A 21,220-nucleotide genomic window follows, 5' to 3' on the forward strand; every position below is an offset into this window, starting at 1 on the left:
CATTCAAAGCTGGATGTATGATGTAACCATTTATATCTATGCCCTCAGCGTGCTCATGTATTTTTCAGATTTTCTCCAAAGCAACCGGAAGGTCAACCAAAGAGCCTTCTGGTTGCTTGCGATTGTATGGATTTTGCAATCTATCTTTTTTATTTCTCAAATGATGACCAAGGAATATTTTCCTGTCCTTACCCTTTTTGAAACGTTATTTTTTTATTCGTGGATTATGGTAAGTCTTTCCTTAGCAATCAATTATTTTTTTAAAATGGATTTTTTGGTTTTCTTCACAAATATCATTGGATTTGCTGTAATGGCGGTGACGCTGTTCGCTAACCCAGCAGCGACTCCAGCGTTGTCGGAGCAATTGATTTCCGAGCTTTTATTTATACATATCAGTTTGGCTTTCCTCAGCTATGGCGCTTTTTCCGTCTCGTTCATTCTGTCCTTGATGTATTTGGTGCAGAATAAGATGCTGAAGCAAAAAAAATGGACACCCTTGTTTCGAAGATTACCAAGTCTCGGTCAGCTGGACGTGTATACCTACCGACTCACCATGATAGGGGTACCGACTTTGCTCCTAGCGGTTATTTTAGGTGTGATTTGGGCCCATGTGGTCGGCCAACGGGTATGGCTGGACCCGAAGGTGCTGATGTCCTTACTGGTTATCGTGGCTTATAGCATGTATTTGTATCGAAGAATTACTTTTGACTGGCAAGGGAAAAAACTTGCCATGCTAAATGTATTCGCATTTGCCATGGTATTACTCAATTATTTCGTATCGGGCTCACTCTCATCGTTTCATCAGTGGTTGAGATAGTTCATAGAAAGAAGATGGAGGTCTTTTAATGAGAAAAGTTATCGTCGGCTCAAGACAAAGTGCATTGGCTCTCACTCAAACCCAGTGGGTGATACGGCAACTGGAGGCTTTAGGGCTTCCTTTCGAGTTTGAAATCAAGAAGATTGTAACCAAAGGAGATCAAATTGTTGACGTAACCCTTTCCAAAGTTGGCGGAAAAGGGTTGTTTGTTAAGGAAATCGAACAGGCCTTAATGGATAAAGAAATCGATATGGCGGTACACAGCATGAAAGATATGCCTGCCCTTTTGCCTGAAGGGCTTATGATTGGTGCCGTACCGGCAAGGGTCGATGTGCGGGATGTTCTGATCAGCAAGGATGGAAAAACATTGGATGAGCTTGCCTCTGGGGCAACGGTAGGGACAAGCAGCCTTAGAAGAAGCGCGCAATTGCTAGCTCATCGCGGTGATTTGAATATCAAATGGATTCGCGGTAACATCGATACAAGAATGAGAAAACTGCAAGAAGAGGATTATGACGCCATCATTCTCGCTGCAGCTGGATTAGAGCGCATGGAATGGAAGGGGAAAGTGACCCAATATTTGCCTGTTGAGATTAGCCTTCCTGCTGTGGGACAAGGGGCTCTTGGAATCGAATGCCGGGAAGCAGACAAGGAGCTACGGGATTTATTAGCGAAATTTAATCATCCGGAAACCGATGAAGCGGTCAAGGCAGAGAGAGCCTTCCTAAATACCCTCGAAGGAGGATGCCAGGTTCCTATCGGTGCGTATGCCCAAATAATGGAGGGTGGACATTGTTTCTTGACTGGTCTCGTAGCTGACCCGGATGGAACCATCGTGCTGAAGGAATCGATGAAAGGAACGGATCCTGTTGAAATCGGCCGAAACCTGGGCAAACATCTCATAGAAAAGGGAGCATCCGAGATTTTAGATAAGGTACGCAAGGAAAATCATATATGATGGAGCAGCCTAAGCCGCTTCAGGGAAAAACCGTTCTGGTTACTCGATCACGAGCCCAGGCGAGCGACCTTTCCGCAAAGATTGAGCAGTATGGCGGAAAGGTTATAGAGCTTCCGGTCATAAAGTTTATTCAGCCGAAAGATCCGCAACCCTTGGAACAAGCTATTTCAAATATCCGGCAGTTTGATTGGATTCTCCTAACGAGTACAAATGGAGTGCAGTTTTTTGGAGAAAAGCTGAAGCAGTTCGATCTCACCTATAGCCAATTGCCATCTAAGATAGGGGTGGTTGGGCCGCGAACAGCGGAGGTGTTGAAGGAGTGGGGAAGGGAAGCCGATTTGGTTGCCCTAGATTTTAAAGCGGAGGGACTGCTTGCCGCATTAGAGGGGATCTTAAAGCCAGGGGAATCGTTCTTGCTTCCCCGCGCGAACATTGCCCGTGCTCTTCTTGCCGAGGAGTTGGCTGCGAGAGGGATGCGGGTAACCGATGTGACGGCGTACGAAACCGTAATTAGCACGGAAGGCGCAGAAGCGGTGATCAATGGTTTCAAGGCGAAGCAGATAGATATTGTGACGTTTACGAGTTCTTCTACTGTGAGGAATTTCTGTCAGGTGCTTCAACAGGAAGCAAAGGATAAGCTGCTTGCTAACGTAAAGATTGCCTGCATAGGGCCGATTACAGCTAAAACAGCCGTTGATTTGGGGTTGGAAGTCGATATTGTCGCTAAAGAGTATACCATTGAAGGTTTAGTTCAAGCTTTAACCCAATTGGTAAGCTAAAGGAGGAGAAATTATGTTATTCGATCGCCATCGTCGCTTGCGCTCCAGCGCAGCGATGCGCAATATGATTCGAGAAAATCATCTTCAAGCGAGTGATTTCATTTACCCCCTTTTCGTTGTTGAAGGGGAAGGGAAGAAAGAAGAAATTCCTTCCATGAAGGGAGTATACCATTTCAGCTTAGATACACTAAAAGATGAGATTGAAGAAGTAGTTTCTTTAGGCATTCAGTCTGTCATTTTATTCGGTGTGCCTCAGCATAAAGATGCCGTTGGAACGGAAGCGTACAACGATTGCGCCATTACCCAGCAAGCCATTAGAAAAGTCAAGGAATGGGCGCCAGGCCTGGTTGTGATTGCAGATACTTGTTTATGCCAATATACGGACCACGGACATTGCGGGGTAGTTCAAGATGGGGTCGTGGAAAATGACCTTAGCCTAGAGCTATTGGTGAAGACAGCCGTCTCTCAGGCCAAGGCAGGAGCAGATATCATTGCTCCATCGAATATGATGGATGGATTTGTCGCTGCGATTCGTGCAGGTTTAGATGAGGCTGGATTTGCCCATATTCCGATCATGTCTTATGCGGTGAAGTTTGCTTCATCTTTCTACGGTCCGTTTAGGGATGCAGCTCACTCAACGCCACAGTTTGGCGATCGCAAAACCTATCAGATGGATCCGGCAAACATGCGGGAAGCTCTAAGGGAAGCTGCTTCCGATGTACAGGAAGGTGCCGATTTCTTGATGGTGAAGCCAGCGATGGCCTACATGGACATCATTCGACTGGTGCGTGATAACTTTAATTTGCCTGTGGTGGCTTATAACGTAAGTGGTGAATATTCCATGATTAAAGCAGCGGCAGCCAATGGGTGGATCGATGAAAAAGCGATCACACTTGAATTGCTCACAGGATTTAAACGGGCTGGAGCCGATTTAATCTTAACCTATGCAGCAAAGGAGGCCATTCGTTGGCTTCAGGAGAAGTAAATGAAGGTGGGGGAGGGAACTCCCCCATTTCAGTATATTTGGAGGTGGTATGATGGCGAAGAAGCATGATCGTTCTCAGGTTTTATTTGAAGAAGCAAAGAAATACATACCTGGCGGTGTAAATAGCCCCGTACGAGCATTCCGGTCAGTAGGGATGTCTCCGCTTTACATGGAATATGGCAAAGGTTCGAAAGTTTATGATGTAGATGGCAGTGAATATGTGGACTATGTTGCCTCCTGGGGGCCGCTTATTCTAGGTCACGCCCATCCCGAAGTAGTGGAAGCCATCAAGAGCATTGCGGAAAAAGGAACGAGTTTTGGCGCCCCGACAAAGCTTGAGACGGAGATGGCCAAACTGGTTACTGAAATCGTTCCGTCCATCGAAGTTGTCAGGATGGTCAATTCGGGAACGGAAGCAACCATGAGTGCCCTTCGCTTGGCACGCGGGTATACCAAACGAAACAAGATTTTGAAATTCGAAGGCTGCTATCATGGCCATGCGGACAGCCTTTTAATTAAAGCTGGATCAGGAGTAGCTACGCTTGCCCTTCCCGACAGCCCCGGTGTGCCAAGTGAAGTAGCTGGACATACCATCACCGTGCCATATAATGATCTCGAAAGCGTAAAGCTCGCTTTTGAAAAGTATGGCGAAGAATTGGCAGCTGTAATTGTCGAACCGGTAGCTGGGAATATGGGCGTTGTACCCCCTCTGCCTGGCTTCTTAGAAGGGCTTCGGGAAATTACGGAGCGCTATGGCACGCTTCTTATCCTGGATGAGGTCATGACCGGTTTCCGTGTAGATTACCATTGTGCTCAAGGGAGATTTGGGATTAAGCCTGACTTGACCACTCTTGGCAAGGTCATCGGCGGAGGCCTTCCTGTAGGGGCTTATGGGGGAAGACGGGAGATTATGGAACAAATTGCTCCGGCAGGACCCATTTATCAGGCGGGTACCCTTTCGGGGAATCCACTGGCTATGACAGCAGGTTATACGACGCTGAAGGAGCTAGGGAAGCCTGGAGTCTATGAAGAACTCGAACGGAAATCGGCCCGACTTGAAGCAGGCATACGTGCCAATTGTGAACAAGCAGGCATTCCTCACTACATCTCTCGCGTAGGCTCCATGGTTTGCTTATTCTTTACTGATCAACAAGTGGTGAATTATGATGTGGCGAAGACGAGCGATTTAGACCGATTTGCAAAATACTTCCGCAATATGGTCGAAGAAGGGGTATCTCTGCCGCCTTCCCAATTTGAAGGAATGTTTGTTTCGGCGGTTCACTCAGATGAAGATATTGAATTTACAATCGAAGCGAATCGTAAGGCTTTAGAAAATTTATAGTGAAAGATAAAAGAAACCCTCTTTTTGGCTCATTAATCAAAGCTGAAAGGGGGTTTCTTTTGTTTTTCTCTAGTTCTATCCCTTGTCAAAGGACAATATATTATTTTAGGAGAAGGTGACATACGGGAAGGGGGAAATATGTGAACATGGAAAGACATGGACTGGGATCATATAAAATCGACATTAAGGAATTCGTTCATCTGTCACACGAGCAATTGCCCATCGAAGAAATCGAGGAAATGGAAATTGTTCCTCAGATCTCTATCGAAGAAAATGGGGACGAAATAGAGATAACCGGGGCGTTGGTTCTCTATGGGGAGTACAAGGGAAATCAAGAGGCAGGTAAGCTGGATCCGGCAGATGATTTGCCGGAATCCTATGAGGAATCGGTCCAATTTGAGCCGTTGTCAGCAGAAAGGGGACCTTTCTCCCCGTTAGCTAAACAGGATCGCTTTGAATATCGCATTCCAGTGAAAATTTCGATGCCTCGCAACAAGGTGGACGATGTGGAGGATGTGTATGCCTATATCAATTCTTTTGATTATGACCTGAAAACGCCCTATCAAGTGGAAGTTGCTGCGAGTCTTATGATCAGCGGATTTACCGAAAAGGAAGAAGATAAACCGGAAGCCGAAGAAGTGCAATGGGATGCTCCTTTTGAATTTGTCCATTCCGCAGGTGATCAATCAGGACAGGACTTTCAAGGGATCTCTAACTCTAATTCCTTTACGGAGCGACTTGAAGCCATCGAACAGAATTTTAAAGCCTTTGAGAAAGAAGAGGTAAAACCTGAACTCCCATTCTTAGAGGCGGAATCTGAAACTCTGAAACCAACAGCGGCTTCTCGGGAAGAGGAGGTTGAGCAGACCGAAAGGGAGACTGCTGCTCAGCCAGAGGAAAGCCCAAGAGTCGAAGTTGTACAAGAGGAAGAAGTAGTTGAGGAAATAGAGAAACCTGCAGAACAGGAAGAGTTGGATAACGTCGTTCCGTTGCCGGGTTTAAAAGATACCAACCAGCCTGAGGAAATGGAAGAAGATGTTCGTGTAGCGATTACGAATAAAGGCACAAAGAAAGATCAAGAACCGATCTCTTCTTTGTCATCCGTATTCTCTATGAAGTCTAGAATGGAACAGAAAAAGATGGAGGAAGCGGAAGCCCGCTCTTCAGAGGAAACAAAAGCAGCAACAGAGGAACAGGCCGATAACGATGCTCTATACTTAACGAACTTTATGGGCAGCCAGTCCGAGCAGTTTACCAAGCTGCGAATCTGCATTCTTCAAAAAAATGAAACCATTGAAGAGATTGCGGAGCGTTATCAATTGACGGTGGACTCTATTTTGCGTGCTAACGGTGCTGCACGAAATCAAGTGGCAGCAGGGCAATTGTTGTACATTCCCGTAAAGAGGTGATCCCAAGTTGAAAGTCACCTTGGAGCAACTGAAAAGAATGCTTGCCACCTATAAGCTCAGAGTATTGCGATCCCAGCCATTAGATGATGGTTATTTAATAGAAACCAGCAAAGGGAAAAAATTCGTTTCCGTGTGGCAGAACGCTGAACTTTTAAAATGGTCCAATGGCTGGCGAGAACAGCTTTTTAGGCAAGGAAATGAAGCAGTGGAACGATTTCTGCCGAACGGGAACAAGAAAAAATATATTCGTTTTCAGGGAAAGTATTTTGTTTTGACTGAAGCTCCGGATGGACGCATTCCGGATCCTTTGGTGGCAGATGACTGCATGAATATGGGGGAAGTTTATGCCGATTACCATCGAGCATTAGATCGCATTGATCTAGGTATCTCCTTAGCGAAATCATCGGCTTTTGAAGAGAATTTCTTTTCCGACGGAAGCACGACGATTAAGAAGGCCATGCAGAACATAGAACAAAAAAAAGATCCCTCATTGGTAGATGAGGTCATTTATTCCAACCTTCCTTTGCTATATAAGCGAATCCGCAGAGCGTCGCAGCTCTGGGAAGGGATAAAGGAAGCTGTAGCTTATTTTCCCTTGTCTGTAGAAACGTTCCGGCTGGATCAAGTGATTCAAACAGAAAATGGCTGGCAAATTCGCGGGGGGTATGACCTGGGCTTAGCCCCCTTACATCAAGATACAGTTTGTCTAATTAGGCAGATTTATGAACGGAGTGACTGGAGCGTATCATCGGTTTTGAATTTCCTAAGGGGGTATGAAGGAAAAAGAGAGCTTTCGGACAATGAGCTTGTTTATATTCTCGTTCAACTTGCCGTTCCATTAGAGGTGTGGAAGCACATTAGTCATTACCTAACGGTTCAAGAACTGAATGAAGAACAAATCAACGAACTTGCGGAAGCCCTCCGATTACAACGGTATTGGGATGAATTGGCTCTTCAAGTAGGCCGGTACATTGACCAGAGAAGAAAGGCTTCAGCATAATTGTTGCGTAAATAGACTTCATCTCATCTATTTTCCATAGACTAGGTGAAGTCTTTTTCTTTTTTAACAACTTAACGAAGGTTCCCCATTATTAGAGAAGAGGAATTTAGTTTTTTGGGCAATAAGGCAGCCGATTTTAGGAATGAGATCGTGGAAACGTCCAAATCCCTGACGGTGCACCAGATCTGTCCCTCTTTGTTTGCCAAGCCCGATGACCAAGCCGGGTTCAACTTCCCCGATCACCTCCACATCCATTGACGCATCAATAGGAACTCCCATCGTCTCTGGGGTGATTCCGTATGCCGCCAGGACATCTGCTTGTCCTTCTGGGGTTGCCCCTCCATGACTGCCCATGACCGGGATAATAAAAGGAATCGCACCGGCTTGCTTCAAATTGTCAATTACGCATTTGGCTATTTCCGCTATACGGTTGATCCCTCGACTTCCCAGGCCAAGTGCAATTCGTTTTCCAGCCACATTGTGCAGGTATGGGGCCATATTTTTTTGAATCTCTCCAGTGATGTCCTCTAAGCGTTCTCGGCTAAAATTTTGTTGGATCTTAAGAAACCTGGGCAAATGTATTTCAGGGTATAAGCTTAGGTCAAGCGATTCCATCGGGAATGCTCTCCTCCTTTATAATCGACCTCAAATAAGCCTTCTTTACTTAGGTTCTTCATTAGGATTACCATATCCCTCTAATTAGAATATCTTTGTATAATTTTTAAAAGTAACTTGACAATAGTAAGTTAAGGGAAGTATGATAATAACATAAAGTTAGTTACCTGTTAATAATATAGTTAATGAACACAGTTTAAGATGAAATAAGCTTCTTGATTGATTTATTTAAGGAAGAAAATTCCTATGCATACTTAAGGCATGTGATAGAGGGGAGTTATTATTATGGGTTTCTTTAAAAAACTGTTCGGTTTTGAGAAGGAAGAAGAATCGAAACCAGCTATTCCGAAGACTAAGCTTGCCATTGTGTTTTACAGCTCGACAGGTACGAACTATCAACTTGCCCAATGGGCTGCAGAAGCTGGAGTGGAAGACGGTGCTGAGGTGAGGCTCTTAAAGGTTCCTGAGCTTGCTCCGGCATCAGTAATTGATGGGAATCCCGCCTGGAAAACCCATGTAGAAGCTACAAAAAATATTCCTATTATTACACCTGAGGATATTGTTTGGGCAGATGCCATCATTTTTAGCGCCCCTACACGTTTCGGCAATATTGCTTCCCAAATGAAGCAGTTTTTAGATACCACAGGAGGAATCTGGTTTAATGGGGGTACCGTCAATAAGGTTGTGAGTGCGATGACTTCCGCTCAAAATGTCAATGGAGGCCAAGAAGCAACGATTCTATCGATATATACATCGATGCATCATTGGGGTGCCATTGTTGTCCCTCCAGGCTATACAGATCCATCAATCTTCGCTGCTGGCGGAAATCCTTACGGTACAAGCGTAAGTGTTGATCAGGATGGCAATATGAAAGAGGACGTTCGGAATGCTGTTATTCACCAAACCAAAAGAGTCCTGAACGTGGCTGAAAGTATTAAAGTTGGGATGCAAGCTTAATTCTAGCTTTGAAAAAGCGCGATTCCCTCGAATTGCTGCAGCTGCGACGCAAAATTTATGCTGTTTGACCTTCCATGATTTAAGGTTTCACTCCCTTGAGTTTCTATTCATAGTTTACTAGGCCACTAATAGGGAAACTATAGGGTTTATAAATATAACAAACAATTTAAGGAGGCATAAGCCATGTCCGTCAAACTTGCTATTGTTTATTACAGTTCAACAGGAACTAACTATCAGATGGCTCAATGGGCTGCTGAAGGGGCAAAGGAAGCAGGAGCAGAAGTAAAAATCTTTAAAGTGCAGGAGCTTGCTCCACAATCGGTTATTGAAGGGAATCCAGCTTGGAAGGCGCATGTTGAAGCCACAAAGGATATTCCCGTAGTTACACCTGACGATATCGTAGAAGCAGATGCCATTATTTTCAGTACGCCTACTCGCTTCGGGAATATGGCGGCCCAAATGAAGCAATTTTTAGATACAACGGGCGGAATTTGGTTCCAAGGGCAAACCGTCAATAAGGTGGTCAGTGCCATGACTTCCGCACAGAATGCAAATGGCGGTCAAGAAGCAACGATCTTGTCCCTTTACACCACCATGTATCATTGGGGAGCGATTGTAGTTGCTCCTGGATATACAGACCAGTCCATTTTCGCAGCTGGAGGAAATCCTTATGGAACCAGCGTCTCCGTTGACCAAGATGGAAAGATGAAAGAAGATGTTCAGGCAGCCGTTAAGCATCAGGCAAAACGTGTGGTAACCGTCGCGGATTGGGTGAAAAAAGGAAGTCAATAAACGATAGTGAATGAAGAGGCTGACTCGAAGGGTGGGTAAAACCAACCTTTTGAGACAGCCTCTTTTTCGGGTTCACCAGCCTGTTTTGACAAGTTTAAAACCAATCAAACTCAATTCCTACATACAAAAGGACAAGAAGAATGAGCAATATGACGTCGAAGGAAGTTGGCAAAAGAAGGGTACGGATAAGTTGAAAAATGCCCAAGGGCAAGGATATTTGTTGTATTCCCGCTCTAATTTTCAAATATGTGGGGTTATACCTCAAGCGATTCATTGTATTCTCCTTCCCGCGGTACTTTTACGAAATAAGAAAGGATAAACTTCTTCGATTTATCATCCTTATTTCGCATAAATTTTCCTAGCTTTACATCAAGGGGTAAACCCTCAAATTTGATAAAATTATTTTATCAAATTTACCCCGTAGGGTTGATGTAAAGCTAGGGAAAAGCTTCCTCTAAAGGTGGTCTGGCTTCCCTGAAATGCTTCAATGAAGCTCTTTTTATCAATATTTTATGTAGACGATGGTCTAGATGTTCAACGACGAGAGTGACTTCTGTCACAATTTAGTAGTATTGCCCTCACAACTTATTCACATTTCTCGAATTGACTGTTTCCCATTTTGTAATAAGATAAATATAGATAAAGTTTGTGAAAAAATGCACATTCTAATATTAACACCTTAACTATAGTGTTAATGGTTGGAGGGATGATTTCAGGAAGAAATATTCTAAGAGTGAGAATGGGTTGGTGCTGGTGGAGAGGTTTAACTGAAATTAGGGAGGTAATAAGATGTTTAGTAATGCGGAACATAGTGCAGCTAAAAATTTTTGGTACACTGCCATATTCTGGCTGCTCATTTCCATGTTGGCAGGTCTTGTCGTAGCAATTAAACAAATGTCGCCAAATTTCTTAGGGGGAACAAGTTGGCTGACATATGGGCGGGTTCGTCCGATCCATACCAACGGGGTATTATTGGCATGGCTGTCTATGGTGAACGTAGGCTGTATGTTTTATATCGTTCCTAAATTGCTTCGTACGAAGCTTTGGAGTGAAAAGCTTGGTAATATCACGTGTGTATTATGGAACATTGGAATTGTTGCAGCGGTTTTAGCTCTAGCCAGCGGTAATAGTACAGGGGTAGAGTATGCAGAATTGCCTTTATGGCTGGATCTTACGGTTGCGTTTGTAGTTGTGCTAGTTATGATTAACGTTTATATGACAATAAAAAATCGTAAAGAAAAGCAATTATATGTTAGTATTTGGTATTTCGTAGGGTCGTTGATTTGGCTTCCAGGGGTTTGGATCGTTGGGAATGTTCCTGCGCCTTTAGTAGGTGGAGCAATCCAGGCTAATATGAACTGGTTCTATGGACATAACGTTTTGGGTCTTTGGTTTACAACAGTGGGTATTGGTACGATGTATTATTTATTGCCGAAATTGACAGGAAAGCCGTTATACAGCCATAAGCTTTCTTTGATTGGATTCTGGACGATCGGTACGTTTTATGTTTGGAATGGACCGCATCACTTAGTCAACAGTCCGATTCCTCTTTGGTTAATGAAAGCCGGGATTATTCCTTCTATTCTATTGATTATTCCAGTATGGACCGTTTTGGCTAACGTAATCGGAACGATGAAAGGTCAATGGCATCAAGTACAGGATAACGTGAGTTTGAAGTTTTTAATTACAGCAATGATCTTCTATTTAATGGCTTGTTTGCAGGGTCCTTTCCAAGCGCTTATGTCCGTAAGTGCAGTAGTTAAATATACCCATTGGGTTCCGGGTCATGCCCATATGGCACCTTTCGGGGCGTTTTCTTTCATTGGATTTATCATGATTTACTATGCTATTCCTCGTATTACAGGGAGAGAAATTTACAGCAAAGCACTGATGAGCTGGCATTATTATTTGTCGGTTTTAGGCTTCCTGATTTTCGCTTTTAGCATGTGGATCGCCGGGGTAATGCAAGGCTTTGCTTGGATGGAGGCTACTCCATTTATTGAGACCGTCAGAATGGCTGCTCCGTTTGTTGCTGTTCGTGCCGTGGGCGGTACATTAATGATTCTTGCGCAGTTTTTCTTTGCTTACAACATTTATAAAACCGTTAGGGTCGGTAAGGCATTTAAGGCTGACCACTCTGACGAGGCAACAGCAATAGCTTAATGCGTAAAGGGGGAATTTGCAGTGGATATGGAAAAAAGCGCGCTAGGGATATTTATAGCAGCGGTCGTCTTATTCATGATGGGGACGTTTGCGACGATTATCCTTCCTTTCTATGATGATCAAATGATGGAAACGACTAAAAATGCAGAAGCAAGAGCTTATGCGGAAGGATCTGCAGAAGCATCCGGCCGCGAGATTTATATTCGTGAAGGATGTAACACTTGTCATACTCAGGTCGTTCGACCAGTTAAAGCGGACTTGGCAATGAATATCGGGCCAGTTACTGTACCAGGAGACTATCAAAATGATGAACCGCACTTATGGGGTTCCAACCGGGTAGGTCCGGATCTGATGTGGGTAGGGGCGCGTACAAGTGCTGAATGGAACTTGGCTCACTTGAAAAACCCTCAATAAATTGTTCCGGGCTCGATAATGCCCAAGTATGACTACTTAAGTGATGAAGATTTAAATGATCTCGTTTCCTATTTAATGAGTTTAAAGCCTGCACAATAAGAAATCGCAGGAATTTCAGCGAGAAGGAGGAAAAAATATGAGTTTGAGTTCGTTGCTGCTCATCACGGTTATGGCGACCTTTTCGTTTTCTGCCATTCTCATGTATTTTGGAGCCAAAAGAATGGGCCAGTTTGAGGATGTAGAAGGGATTAAATACAGAATGCTTGAAGACGAATAGTAAGGGGAGGAACTGTCATGGCTAACAACCATCATAAAGATGAACATGTAGATGTGGTTAACGGGATGAAGCAAGGGCACGGAAAAATCCCGAAAGTACTCATTTTTGTATATACGGCATTAGGTGTATGGGCGGTCATGTATGCTTTATTGGCCGGTCCGCTCGATGAGCGGGATACGATGGCAGCACCTGCCGGAGTTAGTGCCGAAGCTGGCAAAGCACAAGCCGGCCAATGCTTGGCCTGTCATGGTGCAGACTTGACTGGCGGTATCGGACCGTCTCTTGTAGGTGTTATTGATAGGCTTGGCGAAGATGAATTCAAAAATGTAATGAAGAATGGCCGGAATTCCATGCCAGCTCTTGGAGCGGCATGGACGGATGACCAGATGGGTTCTATGATCGAATACTTGAAAACTGTAAAGTAGGAAGAAGGGGACAGTTTTGTCCCCCCTTGCCTATCCATTAGTCATTTACACAGATGTCAAAATAAAATGTTGGGCATCTGTTTGAGGGGCTAAACACAAGGAATGGTGGCGAGATCATGCTAAGCAATGTTCAGATTATTTATCATATCCTATGGACTATTGTAGTCATCTGGATTATCTCCATCACCGTTTACACGATTAATAGAAGAGACCTGTAAGGGGCTTGGCAGAAATTACTTTGTCGAGTTTCCTCTATATTTATCTTTGTAATCCTAGAGATGGTGTTTAAGGGGTGAGGAAAAGTTGAATCGAATGCTGGTCATAGCTTGGAGGAATCTAAAGCGAAAAATATCGCGGACATTACTTTTGGCGGGAAGTGCAGGCTTAACAGCCTTTATTTTATTTGCAAGCTATTTTTTTGTGCATTCCATGGAACGAAGCATTGAAGCGAGCTCCAGTCGTTTAGGAGCGGACCTGCTGGTTGTACCGAAAGGCTTTGGAAATCAGGCGGGGGATTTGATTATTTCCGGAAACGCGACGCCATTTTATATGGATAAGCAAGTCTTAGATCGTATCGAATCCATACCTGAAGTCGAAAAAGCAACAGCCCAAATTTACTTGGAGACCGTTTCGACGGTTTGCTGCCGTACCCAAGGGGACTTTCCGATTGTTGCTTTTGATCCCATAACCGATTTTACGCTGAGACATTGGATGGCTAATAAAAAGGAATTAGGTAAATATGATATCCTGATTGGTTCTGCCGCAGGCGGTGAGAACTTTTTATTCCACTATGACAATGAATATGTGGAAGAGTGGGTAACCTTGTTTGGGAAAGATTTTTCTGTAAAAGGGGTCATGTTCCCAACGGGAATGGGAACAGATAATACGATTTTCATGCACATGGATGCCGCGCACGAGCTGAATGGAAAAGAGGGCTCCGGTCTGAAATTTCCCCAAGGCCAAATTTCCATTGTCTTAGTCAAAACGGACCCAGGGATGGAAAGCTTCGTCAAGAGAGAAATTGAAAAGTTAAATGCGGAAGTGGACGTGGCGCAAGGAAAAGGCCTGCAAGAATTAATCAGCACGCAAATCTTTCCTGTGAAATTATTAAGCTATTTGATGATTGTACTGGTTTTAGTGATGAGCTCGCTTCAGGTTGCCACGATGTTTACGGCATTAATCAGTGAAAGGCGCAAGGAAATTGGCATGCTGCGAGCGATGGGAGCAACAAGGGGCGCAACCTATCGGTTGCTGCTGCTGGAGGCAGGGATGGCCTCGTTGATGGGGGCCAGCATCGGTTCCCTGATGTCCGCGGCTGGTCTGTACGATAATCGAATCCTAATCATGCAGGTATTGCAGCTGCCTCTGTTGTTCCCTGACTGGGCTTCCGGTTTGGTGATTGGCTTAGGTACGACTGCGGTAACGGTTGGAATATCGGTATTGGCCGCGTTTTTTCCTATTCGAAGCACGATTAAAATGGAACCATATGAAGCGATACGGGAAGGGGAGTAGCCCTTATGATCCGACTGGAAAAAGTGAAAAAAAGCTATCGTTTAGACCGTGATAGATGGATTCATGCTTTAGAAGACATCACGGTAGAGATAGAAAAGGGAGAGTTCCTTTCCATTGTGGGGCCTTCCGGCAGCGGGAAATCAACTTTTTTAGCGATAGCTGGCTTGATTGACCGACCATCGGAAGGGAAGGTATGGTTTGATGGCCGGGACGTTACGACGTTATCTGATGCTCAAAGAGCAGGGATTCGTTCGCAAAAATGCGGCTTTGTTTTTCAGTTTCCCAGCTTGATTCCTACCTTAACTTCTTTGGAAAATGTGATGTTGCCTAAGACCATTGCGGGTCGCTATGAAGCAGCGGATGAGGGGCAAGCGTCAGCTCTATTAGAAAAGGTAGGTCTAGCGGACAAGGCTGAGCATTTACCTTTTCAATTGAGCGGCGGGGAACAGCGGAGAGTGGCTATGGCCAGAGCTTTAATGAACGATCCCGAAGTCGTGTTGGCCGATGAGCCCACGGGGGCACTGGATCAGGAAAATGCCATGATTATTTTAGACGTCTTTAAACAGCTAAACAAAGAAGGTAAAACCATCCTTATGGTGACTCATGATCGGGAGCTTGCTCTGCAGGGACAGCGAATGATTCGAATTGAAAAAGGCAAAGTGGTTTAATTCATCCTGCTCTTGTCTAAGCTGATAGTAATTTGGTAAAATAGGTTCAGTTTTATAGCAGATGACGCTGAGTGGGAAGATTAGGCAGTGAAGCCATCAAGAGAGAGGAGTCCTTGGCTGGGAGACTTCTTTGGATTGTAGCTGCTGAAGGTAGCCCAGGAGTTTTCCTTCTGAAAGTATGCACGATTAGGAAGGAACGGTTCCCAACCGTTAACAGGGTTAAGGGAGCATTGCTTCATGGCCTGGATGGCATGAGCATTGCTAACAAAGGTGGTACCGCGAGCTTCTTTCGTCCTTTGGATGGGAGAGGTTTTTTCATTTTTATACAGGTGTGCAGGAGGGATTTTAAGATGTCGGAGCATCAAACAAAGGAAATGCCAACCAAATACGACCCGAAGGAAACCGAGGGAAAATGGTATACTTATTGGCTTGAAGGAGATTACTTCAAAGCCGAGCGAAATGCGGAGAAAACACCTTTTACAATTGTGATTCCACCTCCGAACGTAACAGGGAACTTACATATCGGTCATGCTCTAAACAATACATTGCAGGATATTTTGATTCGTGCCAAACGCATGCAGGGATTCGATGCGCTGTGGCTGCCGGGGATGGACCATGCAGGGATTGCCACTCAAGCTCGCGTAGAAGCTATGCTTCGAGAAGAAGGAACATCCCGTTATGACCTTGGTCGGGAGAAGTTTGTTGAAAAGGTTTGGGAATGGAAAGAGAAGTATGCAGGAGTTATTCGTCAGCAATGGTCTAAGATGGGCTTGTCCCTGGATTACTCCCGCGAGCGTTTCACCCTCGACGAAGGCTTGTCCAATGCGGTCCGCGAGGTATTTGTTCGTCTCTATGAGAAGGGTCTGATTTACCGCGGGGCCTATATTATTAACTGGGATCCGCAAACGCGGACAGCCCTTTCGGATATCGAAGTGGAATATAAAGAGGTTAAAGGTGCTCTTTATCACCTTCGTTACCCTCTTAAAGATGGAACTGGACACATCGAAGTGGCTACTACCCGTCCGGAAACGATGCTCGGGGATACGGCTGTTGCTGTCCATCCTGAGGATGAGCGCTATCAGCATCTCATTGGGAAAACGGTCATTTTGCCGATCGTCGGTCGGGAAATTCCGATTGTAGCGGATGATTATGTAGATAAAGAATTCGGTAGCGGAGCCGTAAAAATTACACCTGCACATGACCCGAATGACTTTGAATTAGGGAACCGCCATCAGTTGGAGCAAATTCTAGTGATGGATGAAACGGGGACAATGAATGACAATGCAGGCCCATACCAAGGACTGGACCGATTCGCTTGCCGCAAGAAAATCGTTGCTGATCTTCAGGAGCAAGGGATTTGCTTCAAGATTGAAGAACATATTCACCAAGTGGGTCATAGCGAACGCAGCGGAGCGGTAGTTGAGCCGTATCTTTCGACTCAATGGTTTGTAAAAATGGGACCGTTGGCAGAAGAGGCGATCAAACGTCAAAAGGAGGAACAGAAGGTTCAATTTGTTCCGGATCGTTTTGAAAAAATTTACTTGCACTGGATTGAGAATATCCGCGACTGGTGTATTTCTCGTCAGCTGTGGTGGGGACATCGAATCCCTGCGTGGTACTGTGGGGATTGTGGAGAGATGACGGTGTCTCGTGAAGATATTCATGCTTGTCCCAAGTGTGAAAGCAAAAGTCTTCAACAGGACAACGACGTCTTGGATACCTGGTTCAGTTCGGCTCTTTGGCCTTTCTCTACCCTAGGCTGGCCGGATCAAACCGAAGATATGAAGCATTTCTACCCAACCGATGTGCTGGTTACGGGTTACGATATCATTTTCTTCTGGGTTGCTCGAATGATGTTCACTGCCCATGAATTTACCGATCAAAATCCGTTCAAAAACGTTTTAATTACCGGATTGGTTCGCGATGCAGAAGGACGGAAGATGTCCAAATCGCTTGGAAACGGCGTGGATCCAATGGAAGTCATTGAACAATATGGTGCGGATGCGATGCGTTTTATGCTGGCAACAGGGAATACGCCAGGGAATGACCAGCGTTTCCGTTGGGAGCGCGTAGAGGCAGCCCGTAACTTTGCCAATAAAATATGGAATGCATCTCGATTCGCGTTAATGAATCTTGAGGGAATTACAGTGGAGGATATTGACTTGTCTGGCCCATTAGGAACAACAGATAAGTGGATTCTTACACGTTTGAACGAAACGGTTGAAGGGGTTACAAGGCTGTTAGAGCAGTTTGAATTTGGTGAAGCAGGACGTACGCTGTATAACTTTATTTGGGATGATCTTTGCGATTGGTATATTGAGATGGCAAAGCCTCATTTATACGGAGAAGATGCGGCAGCCAAGAAAACTACCCAATCGGTTCTTTCCCATGTACTGGAGCAAACGTTGCGCTTATTGCATCCGTTTATGCCGTTTATTACGGAAGAGATCTGGCAGCATTTGCCTCATCAAGGGACAAGCATTACAGTTGCACAATGGCCTACAGTGAATGAGCAGTTGCATTATCCGGATTCTGTGAAGCAAATGAGCTTGCTCATGGACGTCATTCGGAATGTGAGAAACATCCGTGCAGAAATGAATGTTCCTTTAAGCAAAAAAATCGAGCTAATGATCAAGCCGACCAATGAGGAGGCACTGTCTCTTCTGCAGCAAGGAGAGGGATACATTCGCCGTTTCTGTAATCCTGAGAAGCTCGAAATCTCCTTGAACTTGTCTACTCCTGAAAAAGTTGTTTCGGCGGTGGTAACGGGTGCCGAAATTTACTTGCCGCTTGCAGGCTTGATTGATCTAGATAAGGAAATTGCTCGTCTAGAAAAAGAGGCAGAGAATTTGCAAAAAGAAGTAGAGCGTGTAGAAAAGAAATTGAGCAACCAAGGCTTCTTAGCCAAAGCGCCGGAGCAAGTAGTCGAAGAGGAGCGGGCGAAAGGCCGGGATTACCAAGAAAAGCTTGAGACTGTGAAGTCTCGCATTGCCGAGTTAAAGAGCTAAAGAAAAAGGGCGAAGATGACAGAGGGATCAGGTTGTCTCTCTGTCATCGCTTGGATTAGAAGAACATATAATTAATAGGACTGGGTTGAAATGAGGGTGGACGATGAGGCAATTTGAAGAGGCGGTTGCCTGGATCAAGGGATTGCAAAAATTTGGAATCAGGCCAGGTCTGGAAAGAATGCAATGGGCGCTGGAAAAATTGAACCATCCGCAGCACCGCTTAAAATTTGTGCACATTGCCGGAACCAACGGAAAGGGTTCAACGGTACAATATATTGCTCATGTTTTACAGGAAGCAGGGTACAGGACGGGGACGTTTACGTCACCCGCTATGGGGACCATAAATACACATATTGGCTGCGATGGGAAGCCTATGCCGATGGAGGATTTTGTCGCTCTAGTGGAGCGCATTAAGCCTATTGTGATAGAATCGGAATCCACGGAATGGGGAACGCTGACTGAATTTGAAGTATTGACACTGCTAGCTATATTATATTTTGCCAACATGGAATACCCTGATTTTGTGATATGGGAGACAGGGCTTGGAGGACGCTTGGATTCAACGAATGTAGTGACTCCACTGGTCTCCGTCATTACGAATATAGGGTTCGACCATGTTAACATTTTAGGAGACAGTCTGGAGCAGATTGCTGCGGAAAAAGCGGGCATCATTAAGCGAGGATTTCCTGCAGTTACGACGGAAACGAATTCGGATGCCCTGAAGGTCATTGAAGAAACGGCCAGGAATAGGAAGTCTCGTTTATATCGCTTCGAGAAGGACTTTTTCCTTTCCCGAGGACCTGTAGTGGCTGGTACGGAGCAATTTGACTTTCATGGTCCTTTTCGTTCCTATTCAAGTCTGTCCATTTCCATGCTAGGGGAGCACCAGGTTAGGAATGCAGGACTTTCGGTCATGGTACTGGAAATATTACGACAATATTATGCCGTGCACTTTGAACAGGAAGATCTGGCAAATGGTTTAAAGAAAGCGAAGTGGCCAGGCAGGTTTGAAATTGTTCAAAAAAATCCATACCTCATTTTGGATGGGGCACATAATATGGAAGGGATGAAGTCGCTTCTTGCCACTTTGCAAGAGCGTTTTCCCGGACAGAAGTTTAAGGTGCTTTTCTCTGCCCTTCAGGATAAAGAGGTTGAAGGAATGATTCATGAATTAGCTCAAGTCTGCAAAGAAGTGATAGTAACCGACACCGACCATCCGAGGGCGGCGGCTTCACGGGACTTGGAAATGTGGTTTCACGATGAGGATCCTACACTTCAAGTAAAAAGGATTTCTCCATGGAACGAAGCATTCGAATCATGGTTTGAAATGGTAGATTCAGGTGAACCTATGCTTGCAACAGGCTCATTGTATTTTATTTCTGATATACTGAAGGCACTGGGCAAAGCGCAAGTTTCCTGCTCCGACTCTAAGGAAAAGGCTGGTGAATGAGATGTCAACAAAAACCGAGCACGTTCATTTCATTGGAATTGGCGGTTACGGAATGAGCGCTATTGCCAGAGTATTGGTAGATATGGGCTATAAGGTCAGCGGCTCTGACATGGCAAGAAAGGAATTGACAGATAAGCTCGAATCCCGCGGTGCGCAAGTTTTCATTGGACACGAAGCGAAAAACGTAACAGGAGCTAATGTCGTCGTGTATTCAACGGACATTCCCAAAGACAATGTCGAGCTGCAAGAAGCGGAGAGCCGCAAGATTCCGCTGATCCATCGTTCCGAGATGCTCGCCCGCATTCTAAATGAGCGTTCAGGTATAGCTGTATCAGGTGCCCATGGAAAAACAACGACTTCTTCCATGATTTCATTGGTTATGGAAAAAGCGGGTGCTGATCCCACTTACATTATTGGCGGTGAAATTGTCGATATTGGCAGCAATGCGAGAGCGGGAAAAGGGCCTTTTGTTGTGGCTGAAGCGGATGAAAGCGATGGGTCTTTCCTCCAGTACCATCCGGAAATCGCTGTAGTGACCAATATTGAGCCAGATCACTTGGAGAATTATGAGGGTGATTTCGAAAACTTAAAGAAGGCCTACCGTAAGTTTCTCGCAAATGTAAGAGAAAAGGGCACCGCGATTGTTTGCCTAGACGATGAGTATATCCGGGAAATGCTGCCTGATGTAAAGTGCAATTATATTACTTATGGTTTGGAAACTCAGGCAGACTTTACGGCAGACGACATTGTTTATGGCGACCGTACGGTCTCCTTTAACGTGAAAAAAGGAAATCAGCCATTAGGGCAAGTGAAGCTGTCTGTTCCTGGGAGGCACAATGTATTGAATGCTTTGGCGACTATTGTTGTTTGCTTGCAGGCAGGAATAGCCTTTCCTGCGATTGCGGAAGCGATCAAGGCCTTCCGTGGTGCCAAGCGTCGTTTCCAAGTCATTGGAGAAGCGAAGGATATCCTGGTGGTAGATGACTATGCCCACCATCCAACTGAAATCGAAGCGACTATCCAAGCCGCGAAGTCGACGAACCGCCGGATTTGGGCTGTATTCCAGCCTCAGCGCTACACGCGAACCTTTTTCCTGCTGGATGCATTTAGCCGGGCATTTGCTGAGGCGGATCGAGTGGTCATTGCAGACATCTACTCTCCCGCGAATGACACGAAAATGGAAGTTACCGCACAGGCATTGGTTGATTTAATCAAGCAAAACTCCAATGAGAATGTGGTATTTATGCCAACCAAAGACGATGTCTTCAATTATCTTATTGAAGCAGTGCAGCCGGGCGACCTTGTAATCACGATGGGAGCAGGGGACATATGGAAAGTGGCTGATCAGTTGGCGGAGGCGTTGGAGAGGGAGTAGGAGCAGGTACAGGTTTTTGCTCGTTCTTGAGTTGATCGACGCAATAAATGTGAAATAGACGCAATAATTAAGGAAAGTGATGCAATTAATAAGGAAATAGACGCAATTGTTAGGTGAAGTGGCGCAATAAGCAGGAAGATTGCACTGAGATTAAAGGAATAAATTTGCAAGTGTCTATATAGTTAAGTCTCCATTAAGAGTTATTCTAAATGGAGATTTTTTTTTTGATCTATTTTAAGTAATTTTGAACGATTTGTAACAATTAGGCTCGCAA

The 21,220-nt window shown here is 44.9% G+C and carries 20 protein-coding genes and 1 other annotated feature; of the genes, 19 read left to right on the forward strand and 1 reads right to left on the reverse strand.

Annotated features, from left to right (window positions below; translation table 11 throughout):
• Nucleotides 1-13: 13 nt before the first annotated feature.
• From ABLT31_RS18655 to ABLT31_RS18685, 7 genes are all read left to right on the forward strand, one after another.
• Nucleotides 14-817: a cytochrome C assembly family protein gene (locus ABLT31_RS18655; protein WP_367754477.1), complete on the forward strand. Its 804-nt coding sequence runs from the start codon at nucleotides 14-16 to the stop codon at nucleotides 815-817.
• Between the two features lie 28 nt (nucleotides 818-845).
• The gene (gene hemC, locus ABLT31_RS18660; protein ID WP_367754363.1) at nucleotides 846-1,775 is read left to right on the forward strand and encodes a hydroxymethylbilane synthase; all 930 of its coding nucleotides are present in this window, start codon (nucleotides 846-848) and stop codon (nucleotides 1,773-1,775) included.
• Nucleotides 1,772-2,554 carry a uroporphyrinogen-III synthase gene (locus ABLT31_RS18665; RefSeq protein WP_367754365.1) on the forward strand — a complete coding sequence of 261 codons (783 nt, stop codon included), beginning with the start codon at nucleotides 1,772-1,774 and terminating at the stop codon, nucleotides 2,552-2,554. The genes hemC and ABLT31_RS18665 overlap by 4 nt, the downstream gene beginning before the upstream one ends.
• Nucleotides 2,555-2,567: 13 nt before the next feature.
• On the forward strand, nucleotides 2,568-3,539 hold the full coding sequence (hemB, locus tag ABLT31_RS18670) for a porphobilinogen synthase (protein WP_367754367.1): 972 nt from the start codon (nucleotides 2,568-2,570) through the stop codon (nucleotides 3,537-3,539).
• 52 nt (nucleotides 3,540-3,591) lie between these two features.
• The gene (hemL, locus tag ABLT31_RS18675; RefSeq protein WP_367754369.1) at nucleotides 3,592-4,881 is read left to right on the forward strand and encodes a glutamate-1-semialdehyde 2,1-aminomutase; all 1,290 of its coding nucleotides are present in this window, start codon (nucleotides 3,592-3,594) and stop codon (nucleotides 4,879-4,881) included.
• A 146-nt stretch (nucleotides 4,882-5,027) separates the two neighbouring features.
• Nucleotides 5,028-6,290 carry a LysM peptidoglycan-binding domain-containing protein gene (locus ABLT31_RS18680; protein ID WP_367754479.1) on the forward strand — a complete coding sequence of 421 codons (1,263 nt, stop codon included), beginning with the start codon at nucleotides 5,028-5,030 and terminating at the stop codon, nucleotides 6,288-6,290.
• Between the two features lie 7 nt (nucleotides 6,291-6,297).
• Complete coding sequence (locus ABLT31_RS18685) at nucleotides 6,298-7,290, forward strand: hypothetical protein (protein WP_367754371.1); 993 nt, start codon at nucleotides 6,298-6,300, stop codon at nucleotides 7,288-7,290.
• Between the two features lie 63 nt (nucleotides 7,291-7,353).
• Here ABLT31_RS18685 and ABLT31_RS18690 read toward each other — a convergent pair whose 3' ends face one another.
• A complete protein-coding gene (locus ABLT31_RS18690; protein WP_367754373.1) occupies nucleotides 7,354-7,905 on the reverse strand; it encodes a hypothetical protein in 552 nt (183 codons plus the stop codon).
• A 285-nt stretch (nucleotides 7,906-8,190) separates the two neighbouring features.
• Between ABLT31_RS18690 and wrbA (ABLT31_RS18695) the strand changes: the two genes are divergently transcribed.
• From wrbA (ABLT31_RS18695) to murC, 12 genes are all read left to right on the forward strand, one after another.
• Complete coding sequence (wrbA, locus tag ABLT31_RS18695) at nucleotides 8,191-8,862, forward strand: NAD(P)H:quinone oxidoreductase type IV (protein ID WP_367754375.1); 672 nt, start codon at nucleotides 8,191-8,193, stop codon at nucleotides 8,860-8,862.
• 183 nt (nucleotides 8,863-9,045) lie between these two features.
• Nucleotides 9,046-9,654, forward strand: coding sequence for an NAD(P)H:quinone oxidoreductase type IV (gene wrbA / locus ABLT31_RS18700; protein ID WP_367754377.1), 609 nt, complete (start codon nucleotides 9,046-9,048; stop codon nucleotides 9,652-9,654).
• A gap of 789 nt (nucleotides 9,655-10,443) precedes the next feature.
• Entirely contained in the window at nucleotides 10,444-11,817 is a 1,374-nt protein-coding gene (locus ABLT31_RS18705; RefSeq protein WP_367754379.1) for a cbb3-type cytochrome c oxidase subunit I, read from the forward strand.
• A 27-nt stretch (nucleotides 11,818-11,844) separates the two neighbouring features.
• Entirely contained in the window at nucleotides 11,845-12,231 is a 387-nt protein-coding gene (locus ABLT31_RS18710; protein WP_367754482.1) for a cbb3-type cytochrome c oxidase subunit II, read from the forward strand.
• An 18-nt stretch (nucleotides 12,232-12,249) separates the two neighbouring features.
• Entirely contained in the window at nucleotides 12,250-12,330 is an 81-nt protein-coding gene (locus tag ABLT31_RS18715; RefSeq protein WP_367754484.1) for a hypothetical protein, read from the forward strand.
• A gap of 37 nt (nucleotides 12,331-12,367) precedes the next feature.
• Complete coding sequence (locus ABLT31_RS18720) at nucleotides 12,368-12,508, forward strand: cbb3-type cytochrome oxidase assembly protein (protein ID WP_367754381.1); 141 nt, start codon at nucleotides 12,368-12,370, stop codon at nucleotides 12,506-12,508.
• 17 nt (nucleotides 12,509-12,525) lie between these two features.
• Nucleotides 12,526-12,933 (forward strand): c-type cytochrome, encoded by a 408-nt coding sequence (locus ABLT31_RS18725; protein ID WP_367754383.1) that lies wholly within the window; start codon nucleotides 12,526-12,528, stop codon nucleotides 12,931-12,933.
• A 312-nt stretch (nucleotides 12,934-13,245) separates the two neighbouring features.
• Nucleotides 13,246-14,445 (forward strand): ABC transporter permease, encoded by a 1,200-nt coding sequence (locus tag ABLT31_RS18730; RefSeq protein ID WP_367754486.1) that lies wholly within the window; start codon nucleotides 13,246-13,248, stop codon nucleotides 14,443-14,445.
• A 5-nt stretch (nucleotides 14,446-14,450) separates the two neighbouring features.
• On the forward strand, nucleotides 14,451-15,113 hold the full coding sequence (locus ABLT31_RS18735) for an ABC transporter ATP-binding protein (protein ID WP_367754385.1): 663 nt from the start codon (nucleotides 14,451-14,453) through the stop codon (nucleotides 15,111-15,113).
• Nucleotides 15,114-15,171: 58 nt separating this feature from the next.
• Nucleotides 15,172-15,413 (forward strand) — a binding site (T-box leader).
• A 50-nt stretch (nucleotides 15,414-15,463) separates the two neighbouring features.
• On the forward strand, nucleotides 15,464-18,121 hold the full coding sequence (locus ABLT31_RS18740; protein WP_367754387.1) for a valine--tRNA ligase: 2,658 nt from the start codon (nucleotides 15,464-15,466) through the stop codon (nucleotides 18,119-18,121).
• A 103-nt stretch (nucleotides 18,122-18,224) separates the two neighbouring features.
• Nucleotides 18,225-19,571: a bifunctional folylpolyglutamate synthase/dihydrofolate synthase gene (locus ABLT31_RS18745; protein WP_367754389.1), complete on the forward strand. Its 1,347-nt coding sequence runs from the start codon at nucleotides 18,225-18,227 to the stop codon at nucleotides 19,569-19,571.
• 1 nt (nucleotide 19,572) lies between these two features.
• Nucleotides 19,573-20,946 (forward strand): UDP-N-acetylmuramate--L-alanine ligase, encoded by a 1,374-nt coding sequence (gene murC, locus ABLT31_RS18750; protein ID WP_367754391.1) that lies wholly within the window; start codon nucleotides 19,573-19,575, stop codon nucleotides 20,944-20,946.
• The last annotated feature ends 274 nt before the right edge of the window (nucleotides 20,947-21,220 follow it).

The sequence above is a fragment of the Ammoniphilus soli genome, assembly GCF_040813775.1.